The organism is Paraconexibacter algicola (assembly GCF_003044185.1).
Taxonomy (GTDB): domain Bacteria; phylum Actinomycetota; class Thermoleophilia; order Solirubrobacterales; family Solirubrobacteraceae; genus Paraconexibacter; species Paraconexibacter algicola.
On record NZ_PYYB01000003.1, the window covers coordinates 272,268 to 289,614 of the forward strand.

The 17,347-nt window shown below is 74.5% G+C and carries 18 protein-coding genes and 4 tRNA genes; 14 read left to right on the forward strand and 8 right to left on the reverse strand.

What is annotated here, in order from left to right:
• The first annotated feature begins 26 nt into the window (after nucleotides 1-26).
• The 3 genes from C7Y72_RS18315 to C7Y72_RS18325 are packed head-to-tail and all read left to right on the forward strand — an operon-like array spanning nucleotide 27 to nucleotide 2,882.
• A complete protein-coding gene (locus C7Y72_RS18315; protein ID WP_107570639.1) occupies nucleotides 27-1,529 on the forward strand; it encodes a flavin-containing monooxygenase in 1,503 nt (500 codons plus the stop codon).
• A complete protein-coding gene (locus C7Y72_RS18320) occupies nucleotides 1,526-2,368 on the forward strand; it encodes an SDR family NAD(P)-dependent oxidoreductase (protein WP_107570640.1) in 843 nt (280 codons plus the stop codon). The genes C7Y72_RS18315 and C7Y72_RS18320 overlap by 4 nt, the downstream gene beginning before the upstream one ends.
• Nucleotides 2,369-2,417: 49 nt before the next feature.
• Complete coding sequence (locus tag C7Y72_RS18325) at nucleotides 2,418-2,882, forward strand: hypothetical protein (RefSeq protein ID WP_107570641.1); 465 nt, start codon at nucleotides 2,418-2,420, stop codon at nucleotides 2,880-2,882.
• A gap of 52 nt (nucleotides 2,883-2,934) precedes the next feature.
• Here C7Y72_RS18325 and C7Y72_RS18330 read toward each other — a convergent pair.
• The 3 genes from C7Y72_RS18330 to C7Y72_RS18340 form a co-directional block, all read right to left on the reverse strand.
• Nucleotides 2,935-3,007, reverse strand: a tRNA-Gly gene (locus tag C7Y72_RS18330).
• 53 nt (nucleotides 3,008-3,060) lie between these two features.
• A tRNA-Trp gene (locus tag C7Y72_RS18335) sits at nucleotides 3,061-3,132 on the reverse strand.
• 74 nt (nucleotides 3,133-3,206) lie between these two features.
• Nucleotides 3,207-3,288, reverse strand: a tRNA-Leu gene (locus C7Y72_RS18340).
• A gap of 72 nt (nucleotides 3,289-3,360) precedes the next feature.
• Here C7Y72_RS18340 and C7Y72_RS18345 point away from each other — a divergent pair.
• The 3 genes from C7Y72_RS18345 (at nucleotide 3,361) to C7Y72_RS18355 (ending at nucleotide 4,480) form a co-directional block, all read left to right on the forward strand.
• Nucleotides 3,361-3,849, forward strand: a complete 489-nt coding sequence (locus C7Y72_RS18345) for a hypothetical protein (protein ID WP_107570642.1) — start codon at nucleotides 3,361-3,363, stop codon at nucleotides 3,847-3,849.
• A gap of 25 nt (nucleotides 3,850-3,874) precedes the next feature.
• Nucleotides 3,875-3,956, forward strand: a tRNA-Leu gene (locus C7Y72_RS18350).
• Nucleotides 3,957-4,081: 125 nt separating this feature from the next.
• Nucleotides 4,082-4,480, forward strand: a complete 399-nt coding sequence (locus C7Y72_RS18355) for a PPOX class F420-dependent oxidoreductase (RefSeq protein ID WP_158276931.1) — start codon at nucleotides 4,082-4,084, stop codon at nucleotides 4,478-4,480.
• Here the strand turns inward: C7Y72_RS18355 and C7Y72_RS18360 are convergent.
• The gene (locus C7Y72_RS18360; protein ID WP_107570848.1) at nucleotides 4,477-5,247 is read right to left on the reverse strand and encodes an inositol monophosphatase family protein; all 771 of its coding nucleotides are present in this window, start codon (nucleotides 5,245-5,247) and stop codon (nucleotides 4,477-4,479) included. The genes C7Y72_RS18355 and C7Y72_RS18360 overlap by 4 nt on opposite strands.
• Complete coding sequence (locus tag C7Y72_RS18365) at nucleotides 5,244-6,677, reverse strand: amidase (RefSeq protein ID WP_107570644.1); 1,434 nt, start codon at nucleotides 6,675-6,677, stop codon at nucleotides 5,244-5,246. Before C7Y72_RS18365 ends, C7Y72_RS18360 begins: the two co-directional genes overlap by 4 nt.
• 112 nt (nucleotides 6,678-6,789) lie before the next feature.
• Here C7Y72_RS18365 and C7Y72_RS18370 point away from each other — a divergent pair, with 112 nt between their 5' ends.
• From C7Y72_RS18370 to C7Y72_RS18385, 4 genes are all read left to right on the forward strand, one after another.
• Entirely contained in the window at nucleotides 6,790-7,995 is a 1,206-nt protein-coding gene (locus C7Y72_RS18370; protein WP_107570645.1) for a M28 family peptidase, read from the forward strand.
• Between the two features lie 84 nt (nucleotides 7,996-8,079).
• The gene (locus C7Y72_RS18375; protein ID WP_146175446.1) at nucleotides 8,080-9,042 is read left to right on the forward strand and encodes a cupredoxin domain-containing protein; all 963 of its coding nucleotides are present in this window, start codon (nucleotides 8,080-8,082) and stop codon (nucleotides 9,040-9,042) included.
• 54 nt (nucleotides 9,043-9,096) lie between these two features.
• Nucleotides 9,097-9,831 (forward strand): DUF4389 domain-containing protein, encoded by a 735-nt coding sequence (locus C7Y72_RS18380; protein ID WP_107570647.1) that lies wholly within the window; start codon nucleotides 9,097-9,099, stop codon nucleotides 9,829-9,831.
• Nucleotides 9,832-9,844: 13 nt separating this feature from the next.
• A complete protein-coding gene (locus C7Y72_RS18385; protein ID WP_107570648.1) occupies nucleotides 9,845-11,845 on the forward strand; it encodes an acetoacetate--CoA ligase in 2,001 nt (666 codons plus the stop codon).
• Here the strand turns inward: C7Y72_RS18385 and C7Y72_RS18390 are convergent.
• The 3 genes from C7Y72_RS18390 to C7Y72_RS18400 are packed head-to-tail and all read right to left on the reverse strand — an operon-like array spanning nucleotide 11,842 to nucleotide 14,322.
• On the reverse strand, nucleotides 11,842-12,792 hold the full coding sequence (locus tag C7Y72_RS18390; protein WP_107570649.1) for a hypothetical protein: 951 nt from the start codon (nucleotides 12,790-12,792) through the stop codon (nucleotides 11,842-11,844). The genes C7Y72_RS18385 and C7Y72_RS18390 overlap by 4 nt on opposite strands.
• 37 nt (nucleotides 12,793-12,829) lie before the next feature.
• Nucleotides 12,830-13,759, reverse strand: coding sequence for a hydroxymethylglutaryl-CoA lyase (locus tag C7Y72_RS18395; protein ID WP_233243928.1), 930 nt, complete (start codon nucleotides 13,757-13,759; stop codon nucleotides 12,830-12,832).
• Between the two features lie 11 nt (nucleotides 13,760-13,770).
• Nucleotides 13,771-14,322: a hypothetical protein gene (locus tag C7Y72_RS18400; protein WP_146175447.1), complete on the reverse strand. Its 552-nt coding sequence runs from the start codon at nucleotides 14,320-14,322 to the stop codon at nucleotides 13,771-13,773.
• A gap of 28 nt (nucleotides 14,323-14,350) precedes the next feature.
• Between C7Y72_RS18400 and npdG the strand changes: the two genes are divergently transcribed.
• The 4 genes from npdG to cofE are packed head-to-tail and all read left to right on the forward strand — an operon-like array spanning nucleotide 14,351 to nucleotide 17,347.
• Entirely contained in the window at nucleotides 14,351-15,025 is a 675-nt protein-coding gene (gene npdG, locus C7Y72_RS18405; RefSeq protein WP_199224008.1) for an NADPH-dependent F420 reductase, read from the forward strand.
• A complete protein-coding gene (cofD, locus tag C7Y72_RS18410) occupies nucleotides 15,022-15,939 on the forward strand; it encodes a 2-phospho-L-lactate transferase (protein WP_107570652.1) in 918 nt (305 codons plus the stop codon). The genes npdG and cofD overlap by 4 nt, the downstream gene beginning before the upstream one ends.
• On the forward strand, nucleotides 15,936-16,595 hold the full coding sequence (gene cofC, locus C7Y72_RS18415; protein WP_107570653.1) for a 2-phospho-L-lactate guanylyltransferase: 660 nt from the start codon (nucleotides 15,936-15,938) through the stop codon (nucleotides 16,593-16,595). The genes cofD and cofC overlap by 4 nt, the downstream gene beginning before the upstream one ends.
• Nucleotides 16,592-17,347 carry a coenzyme F420-0:L-glutamate ligase gene (cofE, locus tag C7Y72_RS18420; RefSeq protein WP_199224009.1) on the forward strand — a complete coding sequence of 252 codons (756 nt, stop codon included), beginning with the start codon at nucleotides 16,592-16,594 and terminating at the stop codon, nucleotides 17,345-17,347. Before cofC ends, cofE begins: the two co-directional genes overlap by 4 nt.

The window sequence follows — 17,347 nt, forward strand, 5'->3', positions numbered from 1 at the left end:
CCGATCGGTCGGTCATGCTTCCCGTCATGAGCTCCCTCACCGCGACCGACCACGTCGACGTCCTGATCGTCGGCGCCGGCCTCTCGGGCATCGGCACCGCGTGGCACCTCCAGGACAAGCAGCCCGGCAAGACCTACGCGATCCTCGAGGCCCGCGACTCAAGCGGCGGCACCTGGGACCTCTTCCGCTACCCGGGCATCCGCTCCGACAGCGACCTCTCCACCTTCGCGTACGCGTTCAAGCCCTGGACCGGCGAGAAGGCGATCGCGGACGGCCCCGACATCCTGCGCTACCTGCGCGACACCGCCGCCGACGCGGGCATCGACCAGCACATCCGCTACGGCCACCGCGTCACGCGCGCCAGCTGGTCGACCCCCGAGCAGCGCTGGACCGTCGAGGCGCAGCGCGCCGAGGACGGCGAGACCGTCCGCATGACCGCGTCGGTCCTGTTCTGCGCCAGCGGCTACTACCGCTACGACGAGGGCTACTCCCCCACGTTCCCGGGCGCCGAGGACTTCGGCGGACGGATCGTCCACCCCCAGCACTGGCCCGAGGACCTCGACGTCACCGGCAAGAAGATCGTCGTCATCGGCTCCGGCGCCACCGCGGTCACGCTGATCCCGGCGCTCGCCAAGCAGGGCGCCGCGAAGGTCACGCAGCTGCAGCGCTCCCCCTCCTACGTGATGTCGCTGCCGGAGAAGGACGCGATCGCCGACGCGCTGCGCAAGGTCTTCGGGGACCGTCGCGGCCACGAGCTCACGCGTCGCAAGAACATCTTCCAGCAGCGCATGCTCTACAAGTTCTGCCAGAAGTACCCGGACCGGGCGCGCAAGATCATCCGCGCGCTCACCGACAAGCAGCTGCCCGAGCACATCGACGTCGACGTGCACTTCAAGCCGAAGTACGGCCCCTGGGACCAGCGGCTGTGCGCGGTGCCCAACGGCGACCTCTTCCGCGCCTTCCGCAAGGGGACGGCGGACATCGTCACCGACGGCATCGAGACGTTCACCCCGACCGGCATCCGGCTGAGCTCCGGCGGCGAGCTGGAGGCGGACATCATCGTCACCGCCACGGGCCTGAACCTGCTGCTGTTCGGCGGCGTCGAGGCCGAGGTCGACGGCGAGGTCGTCGACGTGACGAAGGCGCTGGCCTACAAGGGCATGATGCTCAGCGGGATCCCGAACTTCGCGTTCGCGATCGGCTACACGAACTCGTCCTGGACGCTGAAGGTCGACCTCGTCTGCGAGCACCTCTGCCGCGTCCTCGCGCACATGGACGCCCACGGCCTCGGGACCTTCATGCCCGTGCTGGACGACCCGGACATGCCGACCCGCCCGCTGCTGGACTTCTCCGCCGGCTACGTGCAGCGCTCCCTGCACCTGCTGCCCAAGCAGGGCGCCTCGGCCCCCTGGCACCTCGCCATGGACTACAACGAGGACGTCCGGCACCTGCGCGACCAGCCGGTCACCGACCCGGCGCTGCGCTTCGAGCCCGCCGCCGACCGGCGCGCGGTCGAGGCCGTCGCGTGAGCGCGGTCGCCGGCAAGGTCTGCGCCGTCACCGGCGCGGGCTCCGGGATCGGGCGGGCGCTCGCCACGGGCCTCGCCCGCCGCGGCGCGAAGCTCGCCCTCTCCGACGTCGACGCGCAGGGCCTGCAGGCGACCGCCGACGCGGTCCGGGCGCTCGGCGCCGCGGTGCACACCGCGACGGTCGACGTCAGCGACCGCGACGCCGTCGAGGCGTGGTCCGCGCAGGTCGTCGGCGAGTACGGGGTCGTGCACCAGATCTACAACAACGCGGGCGTCGCGCACTCGGCGACCGTGCTGGAGAGCGACTACGCCGACTACGAGCGCGTCCTGGGCATCAACCTGTGGGGCGTCATCCACGGCACGAAGGCGTTCCTCCCCCACGTCGTCGCCTCCGGTGACGGGCACGTGATCAACATCTCGTCACTGAACGGCTACCTCGCGCAGCCGGAGATGAGCCACTACTGCACGTCGAAGTTCGCGGTCCGCGGCTTCACCGAGACGCTGCGGGCGGAGATGGCCGCCGGCGGGCACCGCGTCGGCGTCACGGTCGTGCACCCGGGCGGGATCAAGACCGCGATCGCCGACAACGCGCTCGAGCACGCGCGCGAGAGCGGCGTGGAGATCACGGCCGAGCAGGAGGCGCGCAACCGCCTCTACAACGAGAAGCTCCTGAAGATGCCGGCGGAGCGGGCGGCGGACATCGTCATCGGCGGCGTCGAGGCCGACCGGCCGCGCGTGCTCGTCGGCAACGACGCCAAGGCCGTCGACGCGCTCGTGCGCCTCCTCCCCGCCCGGCACCTGCCGCTGTTCGCGGCGCTGCAGAAGCGCCTCGTCCGCTGAGTCCCGGGTCCGGGACGGGGCGGATCCCGCGGGCGGCTACCCTCGGTGGGTGCCCGCGGTGCGCCCCACCCCGCTGGTCGCGGCCAGCGACCTGAAGCGCCAGCGCGGCTGGACCGAGGGCCTCGTCGAGCGGCTCCTCGGGGCCCCCGACGCGCTGGCGCCCAACCCGCACGGCTTCCGGTCCCCGATGCGCTGGTACGCGCTGGACCGCGTCCTGGAGGCCGAGGCCGATCCGTCGTTCGTGCGCTGGGCGGCGTCCCTGGACGAGCGCCGCACCTGGCGGCGCGCGCAGCCGACGCGCACCGCGCTCCCCGCCGAGATCGACCGACTCGAGTGGCTCGCCGACCCGCGCCGCATCGCCCTGTTCGTCGTCCCCCGTGTCCCGCGCCGCCGACGCCCCCGGCCCGCCCCGGACGCCTCCGCGGAGGCGTCCCCCGACCGCGCGGGCGGCGGCCGCGCCCCGGAGCCGCCGCGCTACGCGCTCGGGCGCTTCGAGGTCCTGCGGCTGTTCTGAGCCCCGTCGCGGACGCGCAAGAGCCCCGGCACGGAACGGGACTCTCACTCGAAGCGGGCGACCGGGTTCGAACCGGCGACATTCAGCTTGGAAGGCTGACGCTCTACCAACTGAGCTACACCCGCGAGCGTCCGTCGAATCTAGCGCGCCGGCGACACGGGCGTCGCCGGGAGCGGAGCGGGGGAGCCGGGATTCGAACCCGGATTCACGGTTTTGGAGACCGCGCGTGTAGCCATTGACTCACTCCCCCAGGGCCGCGGAGCATAGCGATTCGGGTGTCGGCCGGACCCGCCGGTCGCCGCCGCACGGGGCCGGGGCACGAGATGCGGGCGGAGGGACTCGAACCCCCACGGCTTGCGCCACCAGGACCTAAACCTGGCGTGTCTACCAGTTCCACCACGCCCGCCGGCCGTGCCCGGAGAGTGTCGCACCGCAAACCGCTGCACGGCGCCGCGACCGGAGGTATGGTCCCGGAGCCATGGCTGAGTCAGCGAAGCGCGACAGCGTCATCATCGAGCATCCCAACCGGGACAAGGCGGCGAGCAAGGCCACGAAGGCCACCGTCATCCTGCTCCTGCTCGCGTCCGCGGGACTCGTCGGGGTCATCACCGTCGGCGGCTGGGACGCGCTGCAGGGCGCGCAGTCCGTCCAGATCGCCTACATCGCGATCTACCTGGTGATGGCCTACTACGTGAGCATCTGGAACCGCGGGATCCTCCCGGTAGCCGCCGCGCTGGCGATCATCATGCTCATCTTCGCCGCGGTCGCCGCTCCCGAGTGGTTCGCGCGCGACAAGGACGGCTACACCGACCCCGCGCTCCCTGCGGAGTTGCTCGGGATGCTGACCGTGATCGTCATCCCCGTGCAGGCGCTGCTGATCGCGTTCGCGATGCGCGGCTTCGCGCAGGGCTGGAACGTCGAGGTCGAGCGCTACCCCGACGGCAGCGTGCACGCCCCCGCGACCTGAGCGGACGGTAGGATCCGGGCGGCCGGCCCGGATGGTGGAATCGGTAGACACGATGGACTCAAAATCCATTGCCCTCGGGCGTGCGGGTTCGAGTCCCGCTCCGGGTACCTGACGGTCGTCGCCCCGGCGAGGACCACGGCAGCACGCGACACGCGGTCCGGTCCGCACCCGTCATCGGACCGCGCGCGCACGCCGTATGGTCGGGGACACCATCCGCGAGAGAGGAGCCGCCGTGCCTGCCATCGAAGGTCGCGTCCGGGAGCTGATCGAGGCGAAGAACTTCGCCCACGTCGGGACCGTCCGGGAGGACGGCACCGTCCTGGTCGTCCCGGTCTGGGTCCACACCGACGGGGAGCACGTGCTGCTCAACAGCGCCGAGGGGCGCGCCTGGCCGGCGAACCTGCGCCGCACGGGCACCATCACCGTGACGGTGACGAACCACGAGAACCCGTACGAGTTCACGTCGATCACCGGGTCGCTGGCGCTCGACACCCACGAGGGCGCCGACGAGCACATCAACGAGCTGTCGAAGAAGTACATCGGCCAGGACGAGTACCCCTTCCGCCAGCCCGGCGAGCAGCGCGTGAAGTTCGCGATCTCCCCGGACCGCGTGAAGCTCCACGGCTCCTAGGCGACGAGCTCGAGCAGCGCGCCCGCGACCTCCGCGGGCGCGGCGAGCACCCCGGAGGGCAGGATGCCGTCCGCGGCGAGCGTGCGCACGGTCAGGCCCGCGCCCTCGCACAGCAGCGTGCCCGCGGCGATGTCCCACGCCTGCACGCCGCGCTCGTAGTAGGCGTCGACGCGGCCCGCGGCGCACCACGCGAGGTCCAGCGCCGCGCTGCCGGCCCGGCGCACGTCGCGCACCCGCGGGACGACCTCCCGGACGACGTCGGCCTGCGCGGCGCGGACCGCGGCGTCGTAGCCGAAGCCGGTCGCCACGAGCGTGCCCGCCAGCCCGAGGGTCGGGGCGCTGCGCGGGGCGAGCGGCACGCCGTCCAGGCAGGGGCGCTCGCCCGCGACGACGGTGAAGGTCTCGCCGCGCACCGGGTCGTGCACGACCCCGACGCGGCCCTCGCAGGCGACCGACACGCACCACATCGGGATGCCGTAGAGGAAGTTCACGGTGCCGTCGAGCGGGTCGACGATCCAGCGCAGCCCGCTGGTGCCCGGGGTGTCCTCGCCCTCCTCTCCCATGATCGCGTCGTCGGGGCGGCGGTCGGCGAGCACCGCGCGGATCGCGTCCTCCGCCTCCCGGTCCGCCTCGCTGACCGGGTCGGTGCTCGTGGACTTCGTGTCGACGGTCAGCTCGTCCAGCGCGCCGAAGCGGGCCAGCAGCAGGCCGCCCGCGGTCCGTGCGGCCTGGACGGCGACGTCGAGCAGCTCGTCGGGCGCGCTCATGCGGCGATCGCCGGTCGGTGCTGCGCCCACGGCCGCTCGCGCTCGAGCTGGGCGGCGAGCGCCAGCAGCCGCTCCTCCCCCGCCTGCGGGCCGAGCAGCTGCACGGCGACCGGGAGGCCGTCGCCGTCGAAGCCCGCCGGCACCGAGCAGGCGGGCAGGCCGGTGACGTTGACCGCGGCCGCGTACGCCACCCAGCGTGGCGCCTGCGCGAGCAGCCGCGCGAGCCCGTAGTGCGCCCACGCGCCGACCGCGAACGGGCCGCGGGGCATCATCGGCGTCAGGACGACGTCGACGTCGTCGAAGATCGCCGCGACCTTCCGCGTCATCGCCGGCTCCGCCTCGCGCGCCCAGCGCACGAGCCCGGGCGGGAGCGCCTGGCCGATGCGCGCGGCGGCCCGCACGCGCCGCTCGAGGCGGTGGCGCTCGGGCATCGCGTCGGCGACGTCGTCGCCGATGCCGCGCACGATCCGCAGGTTCACCGCCTGCCAGATCCGCAGCGGCCAGTCGATGTCGCGCTCCACGACGGTGTGCCCGAGCGACCGCAGCAGCTCGGCGGTCTCCGCGAGGCCGCGCTGCTGGTCGGGGCCGAGCGAGGGCGGCAGCGATCCGGCGGGGACCGCGGTGCTGAGCGCGATCCGCAGCGGCCCGGGATCGGACGCGGTCGCGGCGAGGAAGCCGCCCTCGGGGGCGGGCAGCGTCGTGGTGGCGTCGAGGAACAGGGCGGCGTCGGCGACCGTGCGGGCGAGCGGGCCGTTGACGCTCATGCCCTGCCAGGCGTCGTCGTGCGGGGCGAGCGGCACGCGGTCGCGCTGGGGCTTGATGCCGAAGAGGCCGCAGAACGCGGACGGGATGCGGATCGAGCCGCCGCCGTCGGACCCCAGGCCCAGGCCGGCGAGCCCGGCCGCGACCGCCGCGGCGGTGCCGCCGCTGCTGCCGCCGGGGGTGCGGTCGAGCTGCCACGGGTTGCGCGTCGCCCCGAACGTCATCGACTCCGTGTAGGGCATCGCGGTCATCTCGGGGACGTGCGTCTTGCCGAGCACGACGCCGCCGGCGGCGCGCAGGCGCCGCACGACCTCGGCGTCCTCGGTCTTCGCCGGCCCGTGGGCGGCGGTCCCCCAGGCGGTCGGCTCGCCCGCGAGGTCGGCGTCGTCCTTGATCGCGAGCGGGACGCCGTTGAGGATGCCGGGGTCCTCGGAGCCCTTGCGGCGCCGGCCGGTGGCCGTGAACGCCTTCGCGCGGCGGGCGTCCGCGGCGTCGGCCTCCGCGAGCGCCTGCTCGGCCAGGACGACCCGGTATGCGTTGATCCGCGGGTCGATCCGGGCGATGCGCTCGAGCATCAGCTCGGTGAGCTCGCGCGAGCTCACCTCCCCCTGGGCGATGAGCTCCGCCTGCCGGGCGGCGCCGGCGAAGGCGAGGTCGGTGGCGTCCATGCCCGGCACCCTAACGATCGACCGCTGCCGCCCCGGCCGACCGTGGGCGGCGGCGGTGCCGCGCGGACGCGTGCCGCAGCTGCGGCCCGTCGCGGGCTAGGATCGCGCCCGCATGGGCACCCCGGACGATCTCGTCACGCGGCTCGCCGCGATCCCGGGGCGGACCGCGGGCTCGGACGCGGAGCGCCGCGCCGCGCGCCTGCTCGCCCGCGAGCTGCGCGCCACCGGACGCCGGGTGCGGGTGCAGACCGTCTGGGTGCGCCCGTCCTGGGGACCGGTCCTCGCGCTCCTGTGCGCCGCCGGGATCGTCGGGACCGTCGTCAGCGTCGACGAGCCGCGGATCGGGGCGTCGATCTGCCTCGTCGCGCTCGCGCTGCTCGCCGGGGACCTCTCCGGGCGCTTCGCGGTGCTGCGGCGGCTGACCGTCGCGCGCGCCACCCAGAACCTCATCGCCCTGGACGAGCGCGACCGGGCCGTGCGGCTGGTCATCACCGCCGCCGTCGACGCGCCGCGGTCGACCGCGCTCACCGCGGGCCGCGTCGCCCGGCTGGCCGCGCGTCTGCGCCGGCTGCTCGGCCCGCTGGCTCCCGGGGGCTTCGGGCTCGTCGCGGCCGCGCTGCTGCTCGCCGCGCTGCTGGGCGAGCTCCGCGCGCACGACCTCGACGAGAACCTCCTCGGGATCCTGCAGCTGCTGCCCACCGCGGTCCTGATCGGGGCGATCGGCGTCGCGCTCGACCACTGGACCAGCGACAGCGGGCCCGGTGCGGACGCGGACGCCAGCGCGTGCGCGGTCGCGCTCGAGCTCGCCGCCGCCCTGGACCGCCGTCCGCCCGAGCACCTGTCCGTGGACGTCGTGCTCGCGGGCGCCGGGCAGGCGCACGCGCTGGGCCTGTCCCGCTGGATCGACGCGCAGCGGCGCGGCGGGCGCCGCGCGGAGGAGGTCGTCGTGCTCCACGTCGCGGCGTGCGGCTCCGGTCGGCCGGCGTGGTGGACGCGCGACGGGCTCGTCCTGCCGCTCGCCTACCACCCGCAGCTGCTCGAGCTGACGGCGCGGGTCGCGCAGCAGGAGCCGCGGCTCGGGGCCCGGCCGGTCCAGGGCCGTGGGCGCACGGGCGCGCGGGCCGCCCGCGGGGTCGGCTGGCCCGCCATCGCGATCGGCTGCCTGCCCGACGGGGACGTGCTGGCCGCCCCCGGCCGCCCGCAGGACACGCCCGACCGCGTCGACCGCGCCGCGATGGACGCCTGCCGCGAGCTGTGCCTCGGCCTGGTCGACGCGCTCGACGGCGAGCTCGATCGCAGCCTCGCGCAGGACGACTGACCCGGGTCGCGGGTCGGACGACCGTCCAGCCGGCGAGCTGCGACTCCCGCCGCACCGGCCGGCGTGCCGATGCCGGTCGGGCCCGTGCCGCTCCCCGTCCGTCGCTCCGCCCTGCCCGTCGCCGCCCTGCTCGCCGTCGCCCTCGGCGTCACGGTCGCGGGTCCGGGCCCCGGGGCGAGCGTCGCGGTGGCCGACGACGGGGGCACGAGCGCGAGCGTGACCCGGCTCGGCGGCGCGGCCGCCACCGGTGCGCGGGTGGCCGGCGCCACCGTGGCCGTGGGCGCCGTCGAGGCGGCCGGAGGCACCTCCGCGGAGGCGTCCCGCACGCCCGGGCACCGCACCGGCGGTGCCGCGAACACCTCCGCGGAGGCGTCCCGCCGCCCTCGCACCACCCGCGCCAGCACCTCCGCGGAGACGTCCCGCCGCCTCCGCGCCACCCGCGCGAACACCTCCGCGGAGACGCCCCGCCGCGCCCGCGCGGCCCGGCGCCGCGCCGCCCGGGCGGACCGCCTGGTGCTCAAGCGGGTCGGGGGTCGTGGACGCGCGCCCTTCGCCGTCACCCGCGACCCGCTGCCCACCGCCCGGGCGCCGCTCACCGGCCTGCCCGCGGTCGTGGACGCCGTGACCGACCAGGTCACCGCGGTCCTCGCGCCGATCACCGGCGGCGGCGCGGCGACCACCTCCCCGAGCCCCACGGCGACCCCGACCCCGACGCCGACCCCGGACCCGGCTCCGGTCTCGATCCCGGCGGTCGGCGTGGTCCTGCGCGACACCCCGGCGTACCGCGCCACGCTCTCCCGGCCCACCGTGGCCGCCGGTCGCGTACGCCTGCAGGTCCAGAACGCGGGCGAGGATCCGCACGACCTCGTCGTGCTGCGCGACGAGGACGGCAGCGGCGCGGCGATCTTCCCGCTGACCGCGCCGAGCACGACGCGGACCTCGACCGTGACGCTACGCTCGGGCACGTACACGCTCTTCTGCACCCTGACGGCACCGGTCGTCCACAGGGACGCCGGCATGCGCGCGACGCTGGTCGTCTCCGACTGACGCGCCAGCTACGGTGCAGGGGTCCCGCACACCCCGTCCCTGGAGTCCGCCCCCGTGGCCTACCCGATCACCTTCGAGGCCGACGTCGCCGAGCGCCGCAGCCGCCTGACCACCTTCTTCCGCGCGCTGATGGTGATCCCGCACCTGCTCGTGCTGCTCGTCTACGGGCTCGTCGCGGTGTTCACGATCGTCGGCGCCTGGTTCGCGCTCGTGATCACCGGCCGCTACCCCCAGGGCCTGTACACGTTCAACAGCGGCGTCCTGCGCTACATCACGCGCGTCTACGCGTACATGTACCTGCTCACCGACGCCTACCCGCCGTTCGGCACCGGCGAGAGCACCGACTACCCGGTCCGGCTCGCGATCGCCCCGCCCCAGCCGCAGTACAGCCGCCTGAAGGCGCTGTTCCGGATCATCGTCGGGATCCCCGTCCTGATCATCAACTACGTGATGAACCTGATCCTCGGCTTCGTCACGATCATCGCCTGGTTCTGGATCGTGATCACCGGCAAGGAGTCCAAGGGCCTCCACGCCGCGCTGTCGTTCACGCTCTCCTACAACGCGAAGGCCAACGGCTACTTCTACCTGCTGACCGAGCGCTACCCGCCGTTCAGCGACGACGACGCCGGCACCCTGACCGCGGCTCCCGCGGGCGGCCCGCTGGACCCGCCCGCCCCCGCCGGCCCGTCCACGTCGCTGGGCTCCGACATCGGCCTGCCGGACCTGCCGCCCCCGCCGCCGCGCGAGGACGGCCCCAGCGGGCTGACCAGCGGCGACCCGCTGCGCTGAGCCCCACCGCCCGATGAGCGATCCCGCGGCGGCGCCGCCCGTCCTCTGGTCCCCGTCCCCGGAGCGCGTCGCGCGCGCGGCGCTCACGCCGTTCGCGCGCTGGGTGCAGGAGACCCGCGACGTGCCGGTGACCGCCGACTACCACGCCCTCTGGCGCTGGTCGGTCGACGACGTCGGCGGGTTCTGGGCGGCGATCTGGGAGTACTTCGACGTGCAGCACGACGGGAGCGCCGAGCCCCCGCTCGGCCGCGCGACGATGCCGCACGCCGAGTGGTTCCCCAACGCGGCGCTGAGCTTCCCCGAGCACGTCTTCCGCGGCAAGGACCCGGAGGCGCTCGCGCTGCAGCACACCTCCGAGCTGCGCCCGCTGGACGCCTGGAGCTGGGGGGAGCTGCGCGAGCGGACCGCCCGGATCGCCGCCGGCCTGCGCGCGCTCGGCGTCGGCGAGGGCGACCGCGTCGTCGCCTACCTGCCGAACCTGCCGGAGACCGTCGCCGCGTTCCTCGCCGTGTCCTCGCTCGGGGCGATCTGGTCCTCCTGCTCCCCGGACTTCGGCGCGCGGTCGGTGATCGACCGCTTCGCCCAGATCGAGCCGACCGTGCTGCTCGCGGTCGACGGCTACCGCTACGGGGGCCGCGACTTCGATCGCGTCGCGACGCTCGCCGGCCTCCAGGAGGAGCTGCCGACCGTCCGTCACACGGTCGTCCTGCCCTACCTCTCCCCCGCGCCCGACCTCGCGCCGCTGCGCGACGCGACCGCATGGGACGACGCCTTCCCCGCCGGTCCGGCGGCCGCCGACCTGACGTTCGCGCGCGTGCCGTTCCGCCACCCGCTGTGGGTGCTCTACAGCTCCGGGACGACCGGGCTGCCGAAGCCGATCGTGCACGGGCACGGCGGCATCCTGCTGGAGCTGCTGAAGAAGCAGCACCTGCACCTCGACGCGCAGGCCGACGACCGCGTCCTGTGGTTCACCACGACCGGCTGGATGATGTGGAACTTCCTCGTCGGCGTGCTGCTGACCGAGGCGTCGATCGTGCTCTTCGACGGCAACCCCGGCCACCCGGATCTCGGCGTGCTCTGGGACGTCGCCGAGCGCACCGGCACCACGACCTTCGGCACCGGTGCCGCCTACCTCGCCGGCTGCCTGAAGGCGGGCCTGCACCCGGGCGAGGGCCGCGACCTGTCGGCGATCCGCGCCGTCGGCTCGACCGGCTCCCCGCTGTCCCCCGAGGGCTTCCAGTGGGTCTACGACGAGCTCGGCGCGGACACCTGGCTGTTCTCCACCAGCGGCGGCACCGACGTCTGCACCGCGTTCGTCGGCGGCGTCCCGACGCTGCCCGTCCACCTCGGCGAGCTGCAGGCCCCGTCGCTGGGCTGCAAGGTCGAGAGCTGGGACGAGGACGGCCGGCCGCACGTCGGCCGCGTCGGCGAGCTCGTCCTCACCGAGCCGCTCCCGTCGATGCCGGTCGGCTTCTGGGGCGACGAGGACGGCTCCCGCTACCGCGACGCGTACTTCACGTACTTCGACGTCGACCCGCCGGTCTGGCGGCACGGGGACTGGATCGAGCTGACCGAGCGCGGCACCACGATCATCTACGGGCGCAGCGACTCGACCATCAACCGCGGCGGGATCCGCATGGGCACCAGCGAGATCTACCGCGCGGTGCTCGCGCTCGACGAGATCGTCGACGCGCTGGTCGTCGACGTGCCCGGCCGCGAGGGCTTCCCCGACGGCTGGATGCCGCTGTTCGTCGTGCTGCGCGAGGGCGCCACGCTCGACGACGACCTGATCGGCCGGATCGCCCGGCGCGTGCGGGAGGACTGCTCCCCGCGGCACGTGCCCAACGAGGTCCACGCGATCGCCGAGGTGCCGCGCACGCTCAGCGGCAAGGTCCTCGAGGTCCCGGTCAAGCGGATCCTCATGGGCGAGGCGCCCGACCGGGCCGCGAGCCGCGACTCGCTCGCCAACCCCGCCGCGCTCGACTGGTTCGTGCGGCTCGCCGCGACGCTCTAGGAGCGGTCCCGCCGCCACGGCAGCGGCAGCGGGGTGTCCGGCAGGTCCGGCTCCCCGGGCGGCGGCGGCAGTGGCGTCGCCGGTCGCAGCCCGACGACGAGCAGGAAGAGCGACCCGGCGGCGAGAACGAGCGGCCAGCCGACGAGGCCCCCGTCGGCCCCGACGACGAGCAGCCACTCGGCCAGCACCACGATCCCGACGACCACCGGTCCGCGGTGCTCGTCGACCGCGCCGTAGGCGACCAGCCCGAAGCCGGCGGCGAGCCCGAGCAGCTCCCAGCCCGTCCCGAGCCCCACCTCGACGCCGCCCGCCGGTCCGCCCGCGAGCCGCAGCAGGAACCCGACGCCCTCCAGCGCGGCGCTCGCCAGGATCGCCCCGACCGCGACCCCGGCCGCGTTGGCGAGCTGGGCGGCGTGCGCCGGACGCCGGTCGCGTCGCGCGAGCGCGACGAGCGCGAGGACGACCGCGCAGACGAGCAGCAGCCGCCGGTAGCCCGCCGGGGACGGGTCGCCGACCGTCTCGGCGGCGGAGAGCACGAGCACGATGCCCGACAGGGCCGCCAGCAGCGTCAGCGCCGCGGTGTACCGCGCCCGCGCCCACACGACCGCGACGGCCATCAGCACCGCGGAGGTCCACAGCAGCGTCGTCGCCTGCGCGAGCTCGGCATCGAGCAGCTCGACCACGTCCCGGAGCGCGACGAGCGTCAGGAACCACGTGCACAGGTACAGCGCGACCTGGTAGCCGCGTGGGCTCGTGGGCTCGGTCGGGGAGCGCCAGGCGATCGTCGTCAGCAGCGCCAGCACCACGACCGTGATCGCCAGTCGGCCGCCCGCCCCGAGGTCGTCCTGCAGGCGCAGGCTCAGCAGCCCGACGAGGACGGTCAGCGCGACCGCGCCGGCCGCGATCTGGTCGCCGCGGAACGGCTCGGGGGTCAGGAGGCGCAGCACCGCGCCAACCTACCCGCAGCGCGCCCGCCCCGAGCGTTCAGCGGTGCCAGTCGACGGGGCCGGCCACGAGCGTGTGGCTGCCCAGCGGCCGGCCGAGCACCTCGGCGACCGCGCGCGAAGCCTCGAGCAGCTTCGCCAGGTCGATCCCGGTGTCGACGCCCATCTCGTGCAGCATCGACACGAGGTCCTCGCTCGCGATGTTGCCGGTCGCGCCCTTGGGGACCGGGCAGCCGCCGAGCTCCCCGAAGCTCGACTCGAAGCTCGTGCAGCCCGCCTCCAGCGCGGCGAGCGCGTTGGCGAGCCCCTGGCCGCGGGTGTTGTGGAAGTGCGCGGTGATCTCGACGTCGTCCCCGAGCCGCTCGCGCGCGGCGACGAAGAACTCGCGGACCTGCCGCGGGTTCGCCATCCCGGTCGTGTCGCCGAAGCCCAGCTCCTGCGCGCCCGCGTCCCGCAGCGCGACCGCGAGGTCGAGGACCCGGTCGCGCGGCACGTCCCCCTCGTAGGGGCAGCCGAACGACGTGGCGATGACCGCCTCCACCTGCTTGCCCGCCTCGCGCGCCCGCGGGATGACCTTCTGCAGGCCGGCGAGCGACTCGGCGATCGAGCGGTTGACGTTCTTGCGGTTGTGGGTCTCCGAGCCGCTGAGGAAGACCCCGCACTCCTCGAACAGGTCGGCGACGGCCAGCGCGTTGTCGAGCCCGCGCTCGTTCGGGATCAGCACGCTGCGCGACACGCCGGCGGGCACGTCGATCCCGGCGAGGACCTCGGTGTTGTCCGCGAGCTGCGGCAGGACGTCCGGCCGCACGAACGAGGTCACCTCGATGCGCTTCACGCCGGTCCGCACGAGCAGGTCGATCAGGCGGATCTTGTCCGCGGTGGCGATCGTCTCCGGCTCGTTCTGGAACCCGTCACGCGGCCCGACCTCGCGGACGTGGACGGACGACGGCAGGTCGGGCAGGTCGGTCACGGGCCGGTCTCCTACTTCGAGGACGTCTTCTTCTCCGGCGGGTCGGGCACGGTCTTCCCGATCTTCGTGCCGATCTCGAACGACGCGTACGCGTTGACGTGCTGGACGTCGAAGCCGAGCAGGTCGGTGGAGCGGTTCAGCCGCTTGGGCAGCGTGAAGCGCCAGCGCTTGCCGGTCTTCGTGACGCGCTTGGCCTCGCCCAGGGCGGTGATGACCTCCTCGCCCTTGCCGTCGATGCGCGCGGCGCGCCAGCGGATGTAGGTCGCCGGGACCTTCGTCAGCACGGTCACGTCCCCGTTGGGGCGCACGGTGACCGTGTTGGCGAACTTCAGCGGGTACTTCACCTCCGGCGTGCACTCGCCGCCGGTGCCGTCCGCCTTCGGGACGCAGTTGTAGCCGACCGTCGCCGGGGCCTTCTGCGTGGAGGACTGCACGATCAGCGTGCGGTAGTCCTGCGCCGCCGGGGCCGCCGTGTTCTGCGCGAGGGCGAGCGAGGTGAGGGTGAGCGTGGCGCCCACTCCCCCCGCCAGGGCCATCCGCGCTCTCCTGCCGTCGAGTCGCATGGACGACGAAATCTATACTCCGGCGCCCATGGCCGACCCCATCTCCATCATCGGTGGTTCCGGTGCACTGGGCTACGGACTCGCTGTCCGGCTCGGTCGCGCAGGTATCCCCGTCACCATCGGATCCCGCGACGCGGCGCGCGCGGTGGAGGCCGCCGAGCGCGCGGCCGCGGCCGTCCCGGACGGCTCGTTCACCGGGCTCGGGAACGCGGAGGCGGCCGCCGAGAGCTCGATCGTGATCCTGTCGGTGCCGTTCCGCAACCAGTCCGAGACGCTCACGAACCTGAAGACGACGCTGCAGCCCGGGCAGCTCGTCGTCGACGCGACCGTGCCGCTGGCCGCGGCCGTCAGCGGCAAGGCGACGCGCATCCTCGGCGTCTGGCAGGGCTCCGCCGCCCAGCAGGCGCAGGAGATGGTCCCGGAGGGCGTGCGCGTCGTCAGCGCGTTCCACACCGTCGCGGCCGCCCACCTCGGCGACCTCGACTGGCAGCTCGACGAGGACATCCTCGTCTGCGGCGACAAGAAGGACGACAAGGCCCGCGTGATCGAGCTGATCGGGAAGATCGACGGCCTGCGCGGCGTCGACGCCGGCAAGCTCGAGATGAGCCGCATCGTCGAGTCGCTCACCCCGCTGCTGATCGGGATCAACGTGCGCCACAAGACGCACGCCGGCATCAAGATCACCGGTCTGCCGTCGGCGTGAGCGCCGGCCCCGTCGTCGTCCTCGCCGGGGGCACCGGCGGGGCGAAGCTCGCGCGCGGGATGCTCGACGTGGTCGGTGACGACCTCGTGGTGGTCGCCAACACGGCCGACGACGTCGAGCTCTACGGCGCGTACGTCTCGCCCGACCCGGACCTGTGCGCGTTCTGGCTGGCGGACCGCATCGACGCGCGCGGCTGGGGCCTGGACGGCGACACCTTCCACGTCATGGACGGGCTGCGCGAGCTCGGCCGCGAGGTCTGGTTCAACCTCGGCGACCGCGACCTCGCCGTCGGGCTGCGCCGGGCCGAGCGGCTCGCCGCGGGCGACCGCCTGACCGAGGCGCTGCACGAGCTGACCACCGCCCTGGGGCTGACCGCGCGCGTGCTGCCGATGAGCGACGCGCCCGTGCGCACACGCGTGCGCACCGAGGGCACGTGGGCCCCGTTCCAGGAGTTCATGATCCGCCGGCAGGGACGCGGGCCGATCGAGGACGTCGCGTTCGACGGCATCGAGGCCGCGACGCCGCCCCCCGAGGTGCTCGACGCGATCGCCGCCGCCCGCGCGATCGTCATCGGGCCGAGCAACCCGGTCATCTCGATCCGGCCGATCCTCGACGTCCCGGGGATGCGCGAGGCGCTCGCCGCCTCCCCCGCCGCGGTCGTCGCGGTCAGCCCGATCGTCGGCGGCACCGTGGTGAAGGGACCGACGGAGCCGTTCCTCGCGTGGGCCGGACACCCCCTGAACGCGTCGGGGATCGCCGCGCACTACGGTGGTGTCCTCGACGGTCTCGTCACGGACGAGGCCGGACACGGAACCAGCGTGCCGATGCTCCAGACCGACACCATGATGGGCGACGCCGCCGCACGGCAGCGTCTCGCCCGACAGACCCTCGACTTCACGGAGGGTCTGCGATGAGCACGATCGCCGTCGTCCCCGTCAAGCGCTTCGGCGACGCCAAGCAGCGCCTGGCCGACCACATCGGCGAGCCGACCCGCAAGGCGCTCAGCGAGGCGATGGTCACCGACGTGCTCATCGCGCTGCGTCGCGCGCAGCGCGTCGACCGCGTGATCGTCGTGACGAACGAGCCCGCCGCCGAGGCGCTGGCCAACGGCTACGACGCCGAGCCGGTCCTCGACTCCGACGGGGAGACGTCGCACAGCTCGGCGGCGCTCGTCGGCGTGCGCTCCGCCCGCGAGCGCGGGGCGCGCCGGGTGCTGCTGGTGCCCGGGGACTGCCCGGCGCTCGACCCCAAGGAGGTCGACGCGCTGATCGAGGGAGCCGGCGAGGCGCCCGAGGTCCTCGTCATCCCCGACCGCCACGGGACCGGCACCAACGCCCTGCTGCTGAGCCCGCCGGACGTCATGGAGCCGTCCTTCGGTCCCGGGTCGGCCGCCCGGCACGTCGAGCTCGCCCGCGCCGCCGGTGCCTCCGCCGCGCTGCGCGAGGTCCCGTCCCTGGCGCTGGACGTCGACACCTTCGAGGACCTGCAGGCGTTGCGCGACGCGCTCGCCGGGGTGATCGGCGGCGCCGCGCACACGCGCGGGATGCTGAACCGGCTCGCACGCCGGTGAACGGGCTGCTCGCGACCCCGGTCGCGGGCCTGCCGCCCCGCCTGCGCGCCGGGGACGACCTCGCCGCGCTCGTCGCCGACGCGGTCGCGGACTGGCGCGACGGGGACGTCGTCGTCATCGCGCACAAGGCGGTCTCCAAGTGCGAGGGGCGCATCGTGCGCCTCGCCGACGTGACGCCCTCGGCGCGGGCGCGGCAGCTCGCCGCCGAGCACGACAAGGACCCGCGGCAGGTGCAGGTGGTCCTCGACGAGTCCGCCGAGCTCGTCCGCGCCGACCACGGCGTGCTGATCACCCGCACCCGGCACGGGTTCGTCTGCGCGAACGCGGGCGTGGACGCCTCCAACAGCGGCGAGGACGACACCCTCGTCCTGCTGCCGCTGGACCCGGACGGCTCGGCCCGCGGCCTGCGCGCCGCGCTGCGCGCGCACACCGGGGTCGAGCGGCTGGCCGTCGTGGTGACGGACTCGTTCGGGCGCGCGTGGCGTCACGGGCAGTGCGACGTGGCGATCGGGGTCGCCGGGCTGCAGCCGCTGGACGATCGGCGCGGCGGACGCGACGCGGACGGCCGCGAGCTGCGCGCCACCTGGATCGCGGTGGCCGACCAGGCGGCGGCCGCCGCCGACCTCGTCCGCGACAAGATCTCCGGCACGCCCACGGTCGTCCTGCGCGGGCTCGGGCACCACGTGACCGCCGACGACGGCCCCGGCGCGGCGGCACTGCTGCGGCCGCTCGCGGAGGACCTCTTCCGCTGA

Coding starts and splice junctions, on each gene's coding strand:
- C7Y72_RS18345 (WP_107570642.1), top strand. CDS start 3,361: ATGGCTGAGTCAGCGAAGCGCGACAGCGTCATCATCGAGCATCCCAAC.
- npdG (WP_199224008.1), top strand. CDS start 14,351: ATGGCCGACCCCATCTCCATCATCGGTGGTTCCGGTGCACTGGGCTAC.
- C7Y72_RS18365 (WP_107570644.1), bottom strand. CDS start 6,677: ATGGACGCCACCGACCTCGCCTTCGCCGGCGCCGCCCGGCAGGCGGAG.
- C7Y72_RS18370 (WP_107570645.1), top strand. CDS start 6,790: ATGGGCACCCCGGACGATCTCGTCACGCGGCTCGCCGCGATCCCGGGG.
- C7Y72_RS18385 (WP_107570648.1), top strand. CDS start 9,845: ATGAGCGATCCCGCGGCGGCGCCGCCCGTCCTCTGGTCCCCGTCCCCG.
- cofC (WP_107570653.1), top strand. CDS start 15,936: ATGAGCACGATCGCCGTCGTCCCCGTCAAGCGCTTCGGCGACGCCAAG.
- C7Y72_RS18400 (WP_146175447.1), bottom strand. CDS start 14,322: ATGCGACTCGACGGCAGGAGAGCGCGGATGGCCCTGGCGGGGGGAGTG.
- C7Y72_RS18315 (WP_107570639.1), top strand. CDS start 27: ATGAGCTCCCTCACCGCGACCGACCACGTCGACGTCCTGATCGTCGGC.
- C7Y72_RS18360 (WP_107570848.1), bottom strand. CDS start 5,247: ATGAGCGCGCCCGACGAGCTGCTCGACGTCGCCGTCCAGGCCGCACGG.